Here is a 14,749-nt window from a genome sequence, read left to right as displayed (position 1 = left end):
CTCACAGCATCGCGATCAGTCGCTGGGCCAGGTCGTCGGTCTTCTGCTCGGCGGTGGTGCGTAGGCCGACGTCAGTAGCGTCGGGGTCCCACCACTGCACCCGTACGCGGATGTACGAGTTTTGTGGGAAGCCCACCAGGGTCGCTGACCCGCTGTGCACGCTGTTCGGCTCGTAGCAGAACGTGCCCTGCGGCACCGAGGGTGCGGGCCGCTTCAGGCCCTCGCATTCGTAGCTGGAGACAAAGGTCTCCCCCCACTTCTGCAGCGGCACGCCTTCGTACGGGTCCGTGTCGGGTCGAACCGCGATTACCGTGGCGGAGGCGATACCCGGCGCGGTGATCGGCTCAGGCAGCGCGAATGGACAGTTGATCTCGGTCGGCGCGAGATTGCTCCGCGACGGTGGCTGGACCTCGGGCCGACTCATACCGAGTGACGTCAGCACCGGCGCCAAGGCGTCACAGGTCGGCAGCGACTTGTCGTGTGTGATCGGCTTCGGCCTGTCCGGCCGGGGCGAGCAGGCGAGGAGCGAGGCGACCGCGAGCCCCACCGCGAGTAGCACGCCTGGCAGCCTGCTGCACGCGGTTGTCACCATGCCGCTTGCGCTTCGTCGACGGCCTGTGCGATGGCGCGTGCCTGCGTTTGTTGGAACGCCGCGATCGCGATCCTTGCTGCGCCAGCGATCTGGCGGGCAAGCTCGGCCTCCGTGTGCGTAAACCGCACCTCAGGATCAAGCTCGACCTCCAGTTGACCCCGCCCGCTCAACGTCAATGTCACCGACCGATCCGGCGACCGCCCGACCGCGCGCATCGCGTCGTAGGTGTCGGCAATGGACCCCACGTGTGTTCGCCCCCTGTCAACGAGCTCCCAGCCGTCTCAACTTTCACTACCCGGCAGCCTGACTACTCTCCCCACCGATGTCGTGACGCTGAGCACTGGTTTGAGGATAGACATCGATGACACAGCCGCGCGACCCCCGCCCGCTACGACAGCGGACGAATCTGAACCAGGCCTATAGGAAACCTGCCTAGTCCAAACCCAGACTGCACGGCCTGTGACAACGGCGGGATGTCACATAGAAGGCTTTAGCTTGATCTTCAAGGCCTGTGTAGGCGCGGCTGGGGCGACCGTTGTCGGTACAGCGCGTGTGTACGGCACATTGGCGGTTGGTCGAGCGGTTACGTACCGTGGTCGCCTCGGTGCCGCTGCCGCAGCCCGATGACGGCAGGATCGAGGCGATGTGCTGGCTGCCGCGGGCACACACCTCGCCAGAGCGGAACTGTGTAACGGCCACGGGCGGGCAAGGACAACACCGACTGCCGGGCTGGCAACGCTCCTGCCCATAGGTGCGACATGACCTTGGTCAATGCTTCGACACGGTCAGATTGTCGCGATCGGCGAATGTCGCAGAGAAGGCTATGTCGGATCATGGACAGTTGGGGTGCTCACGGCATTGGCTTCACGAGCATGCCGTCATACTCGGCACCACTACTTCTGGTGCAACGAGGTAGAGAGCTACACCGTTACTGGTTGGCGCGAGTATGAAGTCTCTGCACAACCTTGACTTGACAAATTTAGGGGTTGAGCTTTGGTTCCCAAGCGGAACATCTACGCAGCTTACTTCGTCACTTACGCCCTAGCTGCCGGCGTTCATTATCAACTAACACATGGGTTCGGCACGCCCTTCTCCGGGGTTCGCGCTCTAACCTCGGCAAGTTTCTCAATTGGCCCCGCCTTCCTCGGAGTCCTTTCCTTTGACCGATACCTCTGGAGATTCAAACCCAGCCGAGCCGTATTTGGTATAGAGGTACCCTTTATATCGGGACGTTGGATTGGCTACGTGAGATCCACGTATACCGACCATAAGGTAGAACATCCGGTAGTACTGGAGATTTGGCAGACGCTCTCGTCTGTAGACGTCTGGTACTACGATGAGAATGCCGTAACACATAGTCTGATATCGGGATTCGTGCGCCCTGGCAACGGGGGCCCCGTTCGTCTCTACAGCATCTACTTCAACCAGCCGATCACCACACAATACGCAACGTTGCATGCCCACAACGGCGTGATGGATCTGGTGGTTGATCGATCAGAAACACGGATAACGGGGACGTATTTCAATAACCCGCATCAACGGAAGACCTATGGTGAAATTCGTCTGACGTTACAGCAAAGAAGGCATCTGGGACATTTTCAAGATTCGACTCCAGGGCAAAAGGGAAAAGAAACGGCTAGCTCTGGATAGGGCGATTGTTAATCGGCTAGAATAATGGTAAATTACTAACTGATATGTGTGCCAAGTGTTTGAGAAATGAGGTGAAGAATGGGTGAGATCAGAGAGAAGTTTGACCTAGATGCTTTGAGGGCCGGCACCTTTTTTATAGAAACGGATCTCAACATCTACAGTCGAAGGTTAGTCGGTGAGCCCATCCCCGGCTCCGGAATAATCGTGCCGAAGCGCCACGCAAAAACCGTCTTCGAGCTCACTCGGGATGAATGGCTAGATACACTAGATTTATTGCGGAGGGCAAAAGATAGCCTGGCTGAAGAGTTTCAGCCAGACGGGTACACCATTGGCTGGAACGTCGGATTCGTTGCCGGTCAAACTGTACAGCAGGCACACCTCCATTTGATCCCGAGGTTCGACGATGAGGTTAAAAGCGGGCTTGGTATACGTTACTGGGTTCGTGAGGGTAATCGTCGCCAGAGCCAAGAGGAAAGACGAGATGAGGCGTCGCCACGAGCGTAGGGTCAGTCAATCAGTCAACCATCATTGCAGTTCGTCGTCTGCGAGGTGCATGTACGGCACTCACTAGTTTGATTGGGGAGGGTGAGAGTGACTCTTGTTCCAGAAGTCGGGACGGATTGGATACTGGGCTCAACCAACATTGATGAGGACTTGCATTACTCCTCGTACTTCCTGAGGGCCGCGACTGGGAATTTCGGGAAGGATCGTACTAGGTACGAATCACTCGTTTCCGTCTATAAATCAACGACAGAGCATTATTTTGTGCGGGTGACGGAGGCTGAGATCATTGCCCGACGTGAGATAGAACTAGTTCTGACGGACTCCTCTGACCTTGGCGCAAGACTATTCGAACTACAGGACAGGATAAAAGGTCTTGAGAGATTCGGGCGCAAGTTTTCGTCCGTCTCACACGGCGGATTCAACTCCAGATCTGATGGAGTTGACTTCTACCGGGAGAATGACAAGAGGCTACGGAGACTTTACGCGCTTGCGCGAGTGCCCGAAGTTCTTGATCGTGGGAAGCCGTGGATGACGAACTACCTACGTGAGTATGTTGGCCGACGTGTCAGTGAGGATCCGAACTCGGAAGTGGTAACCCAGGTTTTTCTTAACCATGTTCTTCCTCGGCAACCTGCGATGTCCGTGCGCCGTCTTTTGCGTCGCAAAGATTACGATCTTCTGGTCCGGTCGGTATCAGAATCAGATCTAAGCAACGAAGATATTGAGGAAATTTCCCGCAGCCCTGGCCTCGCCCACCAGTTCATGGACCCTGACTCGCTCTCGCGCATAAAGATCCTATCGGAGGAGATCAGCTATCTTTCGTACCACGGGTACACAAGGCGAACCCTGCCGACATTTGATGAGTTCCTGCAGCGGTTTGTGCAAGAGGTAGTCCGTGCCAGACGGCTTGGTGATTTGACAGTCGGACTTCCGGCACAGCTTCGGGAAGGAAGTAAACTCCCAAACTTTGAACCAGATCCTCCCCACGTGATGCTATTCAACATGTATCGACGGATCTCTGATCTTAAGTTGCGTAGGCGCATGGCGCAGCTTCGGCTGTTTCCTGCGCTGGACGATTTCTTAAGATTCGCTGCGGAATTTATGGGCATTAGGGAGCGTGCTCTTCGATTCGCGCTGCCCGAGGAGCTGATCGGGCTCCTGGCTTGCCCCTCTCGCAGCCTGTTAAACGAGTTGGTTGAACGGTCTAGAGGCTGCGTCGTTGCGTGGGATATCACAGGATGGCGCATAGAAACACAGCCGGAAGCTCTTGGCCGTTGGACTGAGCATGCGGCCCAGGTGGAGGACGGGCCGGGAGGAACAGACTTACAAGGTGAGCCGGTCTACCCGGGAATCGTGCGAGCTAGGTGTGTGCTTGCGGACCGAGGCAGCGTTAGCCCTGGAAACAGGTTCGACGCAGAAAGCTTTGTTCTCGTCAGCGAAGCAACGGAGCTCGACATGCTCGATGTAATGCTGTCTGCGAGTGCGATTGTAACAGCCCGAGGAGGCGTTACTTCTCATGCTGCGACGATTTGCCGCGAGCTTGGCATCCCAGCTGTCGTGGGCGTCCGAGGAGTCACGGATCGCGTTCGGCCGGGTATGATACTGGAAGTAGACGGGGGTCGCGGAACCGTGAGCATTGTAGGATAGGCGAAATGGCATCCGAATCGCAGTCCTACGTCGCCGATCTCGCGTCACATCTAGAATCGCACCAGTACGGAGCAAAGGCATCAAACCTCTCGGTGCTAGCTACTTCTGGGTATCCGGTTCCGTCGGGTATAGCTTTGTCTGTGGCAGGGGCAAGGGGATTTGGTGCTACTGCGGAGGCGAGCACGCGTGAGGCCGTGCTTGCAGAAATCTGCGCTAGCAGTTTCTTTGAATCGCTAAAGTCCGGTGCGGATTGCCTGATTGTTCGAAGCTCCAGCCCTGAGGAGGACGGCGTGAGATCTAGCTATGCGGGCATTTTCCGCTCCGTACCCGGCGTTCCGCCGGACCGCCACTCATTAGCGAGGGCCCTTGATGTGTGCGTCGGAAGCGCAACCTCAGATTCGGCCGAGCTTTATCGGAGAGCTGTAGGATCTAGGCAAATTGGTCGTTTGATGGGTGCAGTTGTGCAATCAATGGTAGACGTTAAAGCCAATGGTGTGATTTTTACGGACGTGCGCTCGAGTATTGGCAATGTGGTGTTAATAGAGTACAACATAGGAAAGTTGTCAACAGTTGTCTCGGGGATGGAGGTTCCAGGGCGTTGTGTCATTAATCGCGCAAACGGCCGTTCTGTCGGATCGTCGCATACTTGCGATTCTTCGATGGGAACGCTTACTTCTGACCTGTTCGCCCTGGCTATTCGAATTGAATTCCAGATGGGAGGGCCGCAGGATATCGAGTGGGTCTACGATGGACGCTCGGTCTGGGTTGTTCAGTCCAGGCCCATCACGCGCGATGTTTTCATTCGCTAGTGATGGCTGGAGGGTTCTGCGGTGATCGCCCTGGTCTATTTCGTTCACGGCACGACAGTGGATAATGAGAATGGCGTTGCAACCGGCTGGCGTCATGGCGAGTTGTCTGCGAAAGGATTGAGCGAGTCCTGTGCTTTAAGTAGGGTCGTATCAGGCTCAACATTCAGTGCGATTTACAGTTCTGATCTGAGACGGGCTCTGAAGTCTGCCACGCTCGTCTTCGGCGACCGATATGACATATTCCCTGACGGGCGGCTCAGGGAATGTGACTATGGTCAAATGACGGGGTCACCCGTCCGCCTGATTCAGAGTGTCATGGTTGATTCTATTAGTAGACCTTTTCCCGGGGGAGAGAGCTACAAAAGCGTCGAGGATCGAGTTGCGCGCTTCCTTGAAGACCTTATTCGAAAATGGAGGACCGGTAGGATTGGAATGGTTGGACACCAGGGGCCTCAGCTTGCCTTGGAGGTCTTGCTCCAGGGCAAAAGTTGGGAGCAAGCTATCGATGAGGACTGGCGTAGGTCAGGCGATTGGCAGCCAGGTTGGGAGTACTCTCTGGCGTGAGTCACCCATGAAGACAGTGCTCTTGGGATCATTGCCACAGCGACCACGTCAATTTCCTCAGGGTTGGTCTCTGCGCCATCAACCGGCAAGGCGGATAGACAAAGGGTGGCGCTCGGACGGATCGGCCGGATGCGTCTTATAGTGTTGGCGACGAAATCCGTTGTTTGCGGTATTGAAGGATCTCGCCGCCACGGACGACAGCACTACATCTGTACGTATTCAGCTTGAGATGAGCCGGCGGCCGGTAGTCCACTCTGGTTGATCGGCTGGCATGATCATGGTGTGTCGTCCGTGCCGCGTGTCCCGCCCTCGTATGAGGAGCTGTTGGCGATGCTGGTTGAGCTGCGGGAACGGGTGGATCGACTGGAAGCCGAGAACGTGGAACTGCGGCGCCGGCTGGGGTTGAACTCGTCGAACTCGTCCAAACCGCCGTCGTCTAATGGGCTGGCGGGGCCACGTCCGCAGCCGGGCGAGAGCAAGGGCAGCGGTAGACGGCGAGGTAAGCAGCCGGGTGCGCTGGGATCGACGTTGGAGTTGGTGGCCGACCCGGATCAGGTGGTGGAGCATCGGCCGCAGCGGTGCGTCAACCCGGCCTGTGGGGCAGGACTGGCCGATGGCCGCGAGTACGGGCGGCAGCGCCGGCAGGTGGTGGAGCTGCCCGAACGCCGGCCGCAGGTCACCGAACACCGGCTCGTTGCGGTGCGGTGTGCCGGGTGTGGGCAGGTCAGCGAGCCGGCGGTGCCGCACGGGTGTCTGGCCGGGTGCAGTACGGCACAGGCGTCAGGGCTGCCGCCGTGTATGCCCGGGCGGCGCAGTTCCTGCCGTACGGGCGGGTCGCCGCGCTGATTGGTGGTCTGCTCGGGGTGGGTGTGTCGACCGGGTTCGTGCACCAGGTGGTCACTGAGGAGCACGTCGGGTGGAGGGCCGGTCGGCGGCCGATATCGACGCCGGTGGGGTGCTGCCCGGGTTCACCGGCGCCCTGGTGCGTGACGGCTACGCCGCCTACCGGCATCTGACCGACGCCGAGCACGCCTGGTGCGGGGCGCACCTGATCCGCGACCTGCGCGGCGTGCACGAGCAGGATCCAGCCGGCCAGGAATGGGCCGAGGTGATGGCCGGCACCCTGCTGATGGCCAAGAAGATGACCGAACAGGCCGTCGCCGCCGGCCGCGACGCGCTCACCACCGACGAGGTCAGCCACATCCGGGCCTGCTATGCCGGGGCGGTCGCCTACGGCCGCCAGCAGAACCCGCCTGACCGCGACGGCAAGCTGTCCCGCGCCGGCACGCTGGTCGAACGTTTCGCCACCCACCGCGACACGATCCTGCGGTTCACCGTCGATCTGGCCGTGCCGTTCACGAACAACCAGGCAGAACGCGATCTACGCCCGGTCAAGCTCCAGCAGAAGATCTCCGCGACCTGGCGCACCCTGCAAGGACTGGCCGACTTCGCCACCCTGCGTTCCTACCTGTCTACCGCCGCCAAACACGGACAGGACGCCCTCGACGTGCTCAAGCAGCTATTCACCACCGGGCCGTGGTTGCCCCAACCGGCTGTCTCAAGCTGAATACGTACCTACATCTGACCAGGTGCTTGAGACCCCTGGTCGTCGAGCATTGCAACCGGGCCAGTCGGGCCAACCCGGGCAGCGGGTTCCCGGTGTACCGGGCGGCACCAGGCGATCACGCGGGCGGCCTCACGGTTGCTTCCGTGAACAGGGCTGGAGCCTGCTCTGCAATGGTGCACGACGGGGTCCAGGACGTCTTCTACCGGCCCCGGGTCTTCGTCGAACCGATGCCAGGCACGAGAGGTCGCTGCGTTGCCTACGGCAGCGGCTCGGCGAGTTGGTGAAGTGTGCGAACTGTCTCGTCGCGGAACCAACGAGGTGCACCAACCTGCGCCCATGGTGCATGCCCAGTGACGGCTTCGGTGATCTGGCTGACGAGACGAATCAGCCGCCACTGCTTCAGATCTTGAAAGGTTAGGTTCGGGGTGGTTCGGGTTCGAGGGTCATGCCGGTTTGGGCGAGGAACCCGGCGGCGAAGTCGGGCCGGTTCTGGATCTGGCGCAGGCGTCTGTTGACGGTCCGGGCGAGGTGGTCGACGCCGTGTGCGGTGAGGTTGGCGATCCGGCGTTTGAAGTGGGACCACACGCCTTCGGTGGGGTTGAGGTCAGGGGCGTAGGCCGGTAGGCGGATGACGGTAAGCCAGTCCCGGGTGTCGATGAGCGCACGCATGGTCTTGCTGACGTGGGTGTTGAGGTTGTCCCAGCACAGCACGATCGGTGCGCCCAGTGTGTGGTGCGCGGCGTCGAGCAGGGCGATGTAGTCGGCTGCGGTGAAGCTTGAGCGTTCGCCTTGACGGCCGCGGTGGCGATAGTGGTGAGGAGCAGCTGGATGCGGCGACGTCGAGTAGCAAGCACGAGAGCCTCCCGAGGCTTTGGGGTACGAAAGTCGTTAACATCCTCGATGGAGGTTACCCTGCTGTAACGGCTAGACAACCGAGCGTTGACGTGTGCAGAGAGGGAAACGCCAATGAGTGGCTTCGGTCGATGACGTACGGAGACTGTCACAACCGTCTGCTGCTCCAGCGTTCTAGGATCCGCGTTAGGTAGGCGGACGAGAAGTGGTCCTTGTACCGCGCGGCTGCGCCGAGTGCGAAGGCGGCATCCACGAGCTGAAGCGCAACTTCGGACGACACGAGGTCGCTCCTCAGCGGTGGGGGCAATTCGGCTGACCGACGGCTGGACACCTTAAGAGCAAGCGGCCGAGCGCGCGCAAGCTCCGGTTTCCAACCCGGGAGGGGTCCGTGGTCATCCCGTCCGAGGTGGTAGCAGGCAAGCGCGTCGACCCAGGCGCGCAACTGCGGTAGCTGGCGGTGCTTCACTTGGTCAAGTTCGTCAAGTAACCGATCATTAAGCGATCCGTCGACTGCGAATCGGTAGAGCGCGGTCTGCGGGTCCCATTGCAAATGAGCAGCGATAAGGCGGGCGATGGGTGCCTTGATGCTCCCTCCTTTGTGTCGTGCTTGGGCGATGCCCCGCTCTATGAGGCAGATGTCGGCCGCCGCCGGATGAGAGGTAGCGAACATGAGGCTGGCGGGGTAGCGGCCAATCGCCGTACAGGGACCGTCGATATCCCTCCATCGCACTTGTACGTCGGCACCTGCCGCCTTCGGGCCGGTGGACATTGGTTCGGTCGCGACGACGTGGACTGGGCCTAATGCTGGCTCGATGACGAAGTCACCGCAGGCCAGTTTGCCGGCGGCACGGGACACGAGCCTAAAGCGGGGCCTGAGCTGGCCGTTGGTGTCATGTGCCAGGCGTGCGAACGGGTTGATGGCCTCGTGCGCCTGGTAGCCGTGGACCGTTGCTGCGGGTTGTATGACCTCCTTCGCGTTTTCGTTGTGCTCCATGGACTGTTCCTGTTTAGAGTTGCTATGTAATTCCGTGCGGGTGGCGCCATTGTCGGGGGATAGCCGCACTGCGGTGGGGGCCAGAGAACCGCCGTTCGATGTGGTTCGTCTGCTCAGCGCGGTGGCTGGGGGCGGATGCGTGCACGGATCGCAGCACCTTCGGCCGGATCGATGGCGACTCGGCCCCCGATGACAAGCTGCTCTTGCCGATCCGCCCACGCAGACCAGCGGTCGTAGACCTCGCGCTCGTCAGTGCCGGCCGCAGCGGCAACCTCGGCAATGGAGGCGCCGGCTGCCAGGGCGCGGTGCATCATCAGGGGCTGCCAGCGCGACCACCAGGCGACGACGGCGGAGGAGAGGGCCAGTTCGGCCAGATCGTGGAGGCGGTCTCGCTCGCCAGAGCGGTAGCGGCTGGCGTGGTCGTGAAGTTCTCGAAGGAGTGCGTACGCACCTCGTGCCTCCGCATCGGCGAAGGTTTGGGGCGTGTCTGTGGGGCTTTCGGCGCAGGGGGCGGTCTGGGATGTCCCGCGGGTAGTGATCTTGCTCCCGGCTCCTCTCGGTCGGTGGGTCTGTTCCATAGTGCATGGTTCCTGTTTAAGTTGGTTGTCGTACCGGCTTCTCGAAGTCCTTCCCCTCACGCCGTACCGTCTGCTCCCGAAACTGGCCGCCGTCGGTGTCACGACCGAAGGCGGAGCGGTGAGCTGACCAGGCTTGCGGGACGGCTAGGGTGGGCTGGTGGCTGGACTGAGCGTGACCGTGCAGGAGACCCTTGTTGGCGAAGGTCTGGCCGCCGGCTGCTTGAGCCTCGGCGTCTCGGCAGTCACCACCGACTTCCAGAGGCTCAATTCGTCGTTCGCCCGTACCTGGCCCGCGTTCCCGCCGGCGGGAACAATGTTCCGGGGTATCAAGGCCACACTGGTGCGCAACGACATCCGGCGCATCCTCGACATGAGTTCGGAGCGTCGATCCCACAACGCCGCCTGGGAGAACCGGGGTGCGTGGTGGGTGCCGTACATCAGCCAGGACGGCTGGAAGCCCGACGACGTCACCGACCTCATCGCGGAGGGCCACGGCATCCCGGCTGGCCTCTGGACATCGCTGGCCGAGGCGTTTGTGACAGCGCTCGGTGATGGACATGTGCGGCGGGTCGACCAGGAGTAGACGCGCATGAGCAGGTCGAGCCGGTGCCGCTCTTGTTCATACCTTCGGCGTGGTATTGCTCCGTGGTGCTGCGCGCCGAGGTGCGTGGCACGAGCATTGTGCTGACCGGGGACGCGGAGACCGAGGAACAGCGGGCGTTGCTCGACCGGTTTCCGGTCAGCGCGTTCCGGGCCGAGGTGGTGAAACTCGCCCACCACGGATCCGCGTACCAGGAGCCGGCGTTTCTCGACGCGGTGCGGCCGGCGGTGGCACTGGTGCCGGTGGGGGTCGACAACGGATACGGGCATCCCAATCCCGGGGTGCTCGCCCGGCTGGTCCGGTCCGGTGTCCGAGTGTTGCGGACCGACACCGACGGGGATGTGGCGGTGGTCAGGGTCGGCGGTGGCCGACTCGGGGTTGCGGTGCGGGGGCTGGAACCGGGTACCTCGTCGAGGCGGTGAACGACCGTCACCGACGCCGACCCCCGTCGGAAATGAGGCTTCCGGTCGCGAACGCCGGGCCGAAATCGGGGCCGATGATGGGCGTCTCCAGCGCGCCGCGCGTCCCCGGTAGACGGTGGTCCGGTGGGTGCGGGTGCGGGCCGGATCAAGTGCGGCGGCAACGAAGAATGTCGGGGTTAAGGTAAATGTCTGGATTTGCGCTTAGTGCAGGGTCAGCCGCAGCGAGCGGGGTGACCAGGCCCGATGGGCACTCGCCGCATGCGACGATGACCTAGTGACCCCCGTCAGCCTCGCTTCCGTCCTACTCGTCCTCGGCGACGAGGAACTGCTTGCCACCCGGGCGATCGCCGGTGCGGTCGACGCGGCCAAGGCCGTCGATCCGGGCGTCGACGTGCATGATCACGAAGCGGGGGCGTTGAATCCGGGGGAGATCGCCGAACTGCTCGGCCCGTCCCTGTTCGGCGGTCGGCGGGTGCTGATCGTCCGGGCCGGACAGGACGCCCGCAAGGACCTGGTCGCCGCCCTGCTGTCGTACGCGAAGAATCCCGACCCGGAGGTGCACCTGGTGGTGGCGCACGCCGGTGGGGCGAAGGGCAAGGCGTTCGCCGACGGACTGCGGGCGGCGGGCGCGGAGGTCGTACCGGCGACGAAGCTGAAGGGGCACCGCGACCGGGTCTCGTTCGTCCGAGACGAGTTCCGGCGTGGCGGTGGACGGTGCACCGAGGACGCGGCCGAGGCGTTGCTCGCAGCGGTCGGGAACGATCTGCGCGAGCTCGCCTCCGCCTGCTCGCAACTCCTCGCCGACACCGACGGGCGGATTGGTGCCGACACGGTGGCCCGGTACTACCGGGGACGTGCGGAGGTGAGCGGGTTCACGGTCGCCGACGCGGCGATGGCCGGTGACCTGCCCGGGGCCCTGGAGGCGCTGCGCTGGGCGCTGCACGTGGGCGTGGATCCGGTCCCGGTCGCCGACGCGATCGCCGACGGGGTGCGGACGGTGGCCCGGGTCAGCTCGGCGGGCCGGGGCAGCGCGTACCAGTTGGCGAGCAGCCTCGGCATGCCCGCGTGGAAGATCGAAAAGGCGCAGCGGGTCGGCCGGGGCTGGTCCCCGGAAGGGCTCGCCGACGCGATGTACGCCGCCGCCGAGTGCAACGCCGCCGTCAAGGGCGGCGCCGACGACCGGGGATACGCGTTGGAACGTGCCGTCGTCGCGGTCGTGGCCGCCCGCAAGGCGAGCGTTTCGCGATGACGTCGGCAGCCGCCATGTCCGTCGAGGAGGAGCGGTTACGCCCGTTGTACGCCAGGGTGCTGCGACTCCGACACGTCGATCCGGGCGGAACGCTGTGTTTCGTCTTCTTCGAGGGCACGGTTTCGCTCGGTCTGCTGCTCGCCCTGGCAGAGCTGGTGAGCTGGTGGGGGGTACTCGTCCTGCCGGCAACCGTCGCTGTCATGGTGAAGGTCAACGACGTGGTCGCCGCCGCGGTGGTGCGGTCGGCGGCGCGGGTGCCCGCACAGGAACGCGAGCGCTTTCGCCGGGAGATCCAGCCGGCGGTGGGACGGGCCCGCGTACCGCGGCAGATGGTGACCGAGCCGGGTCAGGGCGTTCCGCTGACCGCTGTCGGCTCCGACGGGGGCGACGGCGCAGGCCCGTCGTCCGGTACGCCCGATCCGGATCGTCCATCCCCGAACCGGCCCGATCCGGCGGCTCGCCCGCTGGGCATGAGCGCGGCGGTCTGGGCGCGGCTGGGACGTCACGGCCGATGGGGGTACCGGCCGGATAAGGATCTTCGGCCCCGGCCGACCGTGGACATCCCCAACCGCTCCCGCCGCCAGGACGCGGACCGGGTCCGGACCTCGGACCCGTCCAGGCAGCCCGGCAGGAACGCCGGATCGCCCGGTGTCCCGCCCCGTCCCAGCCCGACCCCGATCCCGGGGCGAGCGGCCGAGCGGTCGAATGCCGGCGAGCGGTCGAGTACCGGCGTGGCCGAGCGGTCGAATGCCGGCGAGCGGTCGAGTACCGGCGTGGCCGAGCGGTCGAATGCCGGCGAGCGCGCCAACGCCGGTGCGGCCGACCGGGTGAACGCCGGTGACGCTACGGCCAGTCGGAAGAAGGGGGCTGGCCGGGCCCAGGCCGGAGCGGCACAGAGCCAGCACCCACAGGGCCAGCAGCAGATCGAGTCCCCACCCGGAACCGGAGGCGGCAAGCCGTTGAACCGGGGGCCGAGCGAGCGCCTGGACCAGCGGCCGGTCCGGCGTTGGCTGGTCCGGTTGGATCCGACCGACACCGTCCGGCAGCGCGGACGCCAGTCGGCCAAGCGTCGCTACGAGTGACTGACCCGCGGCCCTGCCGAAGCGCCCTACCGGTACGGCCCTGCGGAGCGGCTCATCGGTACGGCCCTGCCGAAGCAACAACGGATGGCCCCCGAGCCAGTCGGCTCGGGGGCCACGCGTCAGGTGTGTGGTGTTACGTCAGGCGGAGAGCGACTGCAGCCGCTTGGCGATCGCAGACTTGCGGTTCGCCGCCTGGTTCTGGTGGATCACGCCCTTGCTGACCGCCTTGTCGAGCTTGCGCGAGGCGTCCCGCATGAGCTCGGTCGCCTTGGTGGCGTCTCCGCTCTCGCTGGCCTCGTTGAACTTGCGGATGGCGGTCTTCAGCGACGACTTGACCGACTTGTTGCGCAACCGGCGCTTTTCGTTCTGCCGGTTGCGCTTGATCTGGGACTTGATGTTCGCCACGCGACAGCCTCGTCCTGGTAGCTAGCTCAGCCTGGTAGCTAGGGTTTCCGTTTGCTTTGATGCGCGGCGCGACGATGCACGTCACAACGCAGCCGTGTCGGCACGCGCGAAGAGCTACGTTACCAGGTAGCCGGGTTCGAGGCCAAAACGGCTCATCTCCATCCCTGCCGCTCGGCCAGCCAGCCGAGCGACATCTCTCCACTCCACCGCTGGTGTGCCCGGATGTGTGGTGAGCCGGTGCTCGGCCCGGCCGCAGCGCGTACCAGCCAGTATCCGGAGAGCGCGGCGAGCGCGGCGTCCAGGCCGTCGGCCGGTGCGTCGGACGCCGCCGGGTGGCTTCCGAACAGCTCGTCGGCGTCGAGCCCACTGGCGTACGCGGTGACCAGGAGACCGGCCAGGTCGAACCAGGCGGGCCCGAAGCAGAGCCACGTCCAGTCACAGAACCAGGCGGTGCCTGCGGCGCTGAGCAGGACGTTGTCGACCCGGAGATCGCCGTGGATCATGGAGGTGCTCTCGGTGTACCCGGGCAGCCGCGCCTCCAGGGCGGCCAGTTCGGGTAGCCGGTGCCGGGCGACGTCGGGCAGGTTCGGCAGCGTCTCGCGGCCGGCGGCCAGCTCTCCCCACCAGGCGAGATCGGCGCGGACCAGTTCGTCGAGCCGGGGCGCACCGAGCGCGACCAGGCCGGGTGGGGGCTTCCGCAACGCGTCGGCGACGGTCGCGTACGCCGCCAGGGTCGCATCCAGTTCCGCCGGCACCCAGGGAAGACCGGGCATTCGCCCGTCGATGGCGTCCAGACAGATCACGAAGTAACCGGCCGCGGTGAGCGTCCAGCGCGGCCGGGCGACCGCGAGTTCGGCCGGAAGTACGGCGGTGATCGCGGCTTCCCGCGCGTACCAGTCGCTCAGGTGTCGCTGGTCGATCAGCGACGCCGCCTTCACGAAGACCCGGTCCCCGGCCACGGTCTGTAGTACTGCCGCGAACCCGCGGGTGAAGCCGCCACCGGCGGTGCTCGCCCAGTTGACCCTGGCCCCCAGGCGGGCGGCGATCGCGGCGCGCAGTTCGGTCGGGAGGTCGGCCCAGCCGGGCCGTACGGCGGTGGCGTCGTACGGTCGGGGCGGTACCGAAATGGCGGCCATGCCGACAAGTCTGCCCTGGCCCGGCTGCCGTACCCGGTCAACGGCTCGCCGAGCGGTGCCGGATCGGATCATCGGTGATGGGCACGGAGCCGAGTGG

The 14,749-nt window shown here is 63.8% G+C and carries 15 protein-coding genes and 3 pseudogenes; 11 read left to right on the top strand and 7 right to left on the bottom strand.

The window, feature by feature from the left end:
• Nucleotide 1: 1 nt before the first annotated feature.
• Both ACFP2T_RS37515 and ACFP2T_RS37510 read right to left on the bottom strand, forming a co-directional pair.
• The gene (locus tag ACFP2T_RS37515; RefSeq protein ID WP_377430590.1) at nt 2-559 is read right to left on the bottom strand and encodes a hypothetical protein; all 558 of its coding nucleotides are present in this window, start codon (nt 557-559) and stop codon (nt 2-4) included.
• A 26-nt stretch (nt 560-585) separates the two neighbouring features.
• On the bottom strand, nt 586-837 hold the full coding sequence (locus ACFP2T_RS37510) for a YbaB/EbfC family nucleoid-associated protein (RefSeq protein ID WP_377430588.1): 252 nt from the start codon (nt 835-837) through the stop codon (nt 586-588).
• Nucleotides 838-1,585: 748 nt separating this feature from the next.
• On the opposite strand from ACFP2T_RS37510, the gene ACFP2T_RS37505 reads away from it, so the two are divergent.
• The 7 genes from ACFP2T_RS37505 to ACFP2T_RS37475 all read left to right on the top strand — a co-directional run bounded on the left by ACFP2T_RS37505 (nt 1,586) and on the right by ACFP2T_RS37475 (nt 7,333).
• Complete coding sequence (locus ACFP2T_RS37505; protein ID WP_377430586.1) at nt 1,586-2,242, top strand: Cap15 family cyclic dinucleotide receptor domain-containing protein; 657 nt, start codon at nt 1,586-1,588, stop codon at nt 2,240-2,242.
• 78 nt (nt 2,243-2,320) lie between these two features.
• Entirely contained in the window at nt 2,321-2,746 is a 426-nt protein-coding gene (locus ACFP2T_RS37500; protein ID WP_377430583.1) for an HIT family protein, read from the top strand.
• Nucleotides 2,747-2,833: 87 nt separating this feature from the next.
• Complete coding sequence (locus ACFP2T_RS37495) at nt 2,834-4,393, top strand: PEP-utilizing enzyme (RefSeq protein ID WP_377430581.1); 1,560 nt, start codon at nt 2,834-2,836, stop codon at nt 4,391-4,393.
• Between the two features lie 5 nt (nt 4,394-4,398).
• A complete protein-coding gene (locus ACFP2T_RS37490) occupies nt 4,399-5,202 on the top strand; it encodes a PEP/pyruvate-binding domain-containing protein (protein ID WP_377430577.1) in 804 nt (267 codons plus the stop codon).
• A 21-nt stretch (nt 5,203-5,223) separates the two neighbouring features.
• The gene (locus ACFP2T_RS37485; protein WP_377430574.1) at nt 5,224-5,766 is read left to right on the top strand and encodes a histidine phosphatase family protein; all 543 of its coding nucleotides are present in this window, start codon (nt 5,224-5,226) and stop codon (nt 5,764-5,766) included.
• A 282-nt stretch (nt 5,767-6,048) separates the two neighbouring features.
• Entirely contained in the window at nt 6,049-6,612 is a 564-nt protein-coding gene (locus ACFP2T_RS37480; protein ID WP_377430572.1) for a DUF6444 domain-containing protein, read from the top strand.
• 70 nt (nt 6,613-6,682) lie between these two features.
• Complete coding sequence (locus tag ACFP2T_RS37475; RefSeq protein WP_377430570.1) at nt 6,683-7,333, top strand: IS66 family transposase; 651 nt, start codon at nt 6,683-6,685, stop codon at nt 7,331-7,333.
• 414 nt (nt 7,334-7,747) lie between these two features.
• Here ACFP2T_RS37475 and ACFP2T_RS37470 read toward each other — a convergent pair.
• The 3 genes and pseudogenes from ACFP2T_RS37470 to ACFP2T_RS37460 form a co-directional block, all read right to left on the bottom strand.
• Nucleotides 7,748-8,098: pseudogene (locus tag ACFP2T_RS37470) on the bottom strand (transposase); the annotation flags it as partial.
• A gap of 235 nt (nt 8,099-8,333) precedes the next feature.
• A complete protein-coding gene (locus ACFP2T_RS37465) occupies nt 8,334-9,179 on the bottom strand; it encodes a hypothetical protein (protein WP_377430568.1) in 846 nt (281 codons plus the stop codon).
• A gap of 113 nt (nt 9,180-9,292) precedes the next feature.
• On the bottom strand, nt 9,293-9,757 hold the full coding sequence (locus tag ACFP2T_RS37460; RefSeq protein WP_377430565.1) for a hypothetical protein: 465 nt from the start codon (nt 9,755-9,757) through the stop codon (nt 9,293-9,295).
• Between the two features lie 172 nt (nt 9,758-9,929).
• Between ACFP2T_RS37460 and ACFP2T_RS37455 the strand changes: the two genes are divergently transcribed.
• The 4 genes and pseudogenes from ACFP2T_RS37455 to ACFP2T_RS37440 form a co-directional block, all read left to right on the top strand.
• Nucleotides 9,930-10,340, top strand: coding sequence for a hypothetical protein (locus ACFP2T_RS37455; RefSeq protein WP_377430562.1), 411 nt, complete (start codon nt 9,930-9,932; stop codon nt 10,338-10,340).
• A gap of 59 nt (nt 10,341-10,399) precedes the next feature.
• Nucleotides 10,400-10,780, top strand: a pseudogene (locus tag ACFP2T_RS37450) (ComEC/Rec2 family competence protein); the annotation flags it as partial.
• Between the two features lie 274 nt (nt 10,781-11,054).
• Nucleotides 11,055-12,029 carry a DNA polymerase III subunit delta gene (gene holA / locus ACFP2T_RS37445; RefSeq protein ID WP_377430559.1) on the top strand — a complete coding sequence of 325 codons (975 nt, stop codon included), beginning with the start codon at nt 11,055-11,057 and terminating at the stop codon, nt 12,027-12,029.
• Nucleotides 12,026-12,451 (top strand): annotated as a pseudogene (locus tag ACFP2T_RS37440) (hypothetical protein); the annotation flags it as partial. The gene holA and the pseudogene ACFP2T_RS37440, both read left to right, overlap by 4 nt.
• A gap of 798 nt (nt 12,452-13,249) precedes the next feature.
• Here the strand turns inward: ACFP2T_RS37440 and rpsT are convergent.
• Both rpsT and ACFP2T_RS37430 read right to left on the bottom strand, forming a co-directional pair.
• Nucleotides 13,250-13,516 carry a 30S ribosomal protein S20 gene (rpsT, locus tag ACFP2T_RS37435; RefSeq protein WP_192771709.1) on the bottom strand — a complete coding sequence of 89 codons (267 nt, stop codon included), beginning with the start codon at nt 13,514-13,516 and terminating at the stop codon, nt 13,250-13,252.
• A 152-nt stretch (nt 13,517-13,668) separates the two neighbouring features.
• Nucleotides 13,669-14,652, bottom strand: a complete 984-nt coding sequence (locus ACFP2T_RS37430) for a phosphotransferase family protein (RefSeq protein ID WP_377430556.1) — start codon at nt 14,650-14,652, stop codon at nt 13,669-13,671.
• Between the last annotated feature and the right edge of the window lie 97 nt (nt 14,653-14,749).

It is taken from the genome of Plantactinospora solaniradicis (assembly GCF_042658085.1).
Classification (GTDB): Bacteria; Actinomycetota; Actinomycetes; order Mycobacteriales; family Micromonosporaceae; genus Plantactinospora; species Plantactinospora solaniradicis.
Note: the sequence above shows the minus strand (reverse complement) of the source record. Positions and strands in the feature narration are given on the sequence as shown.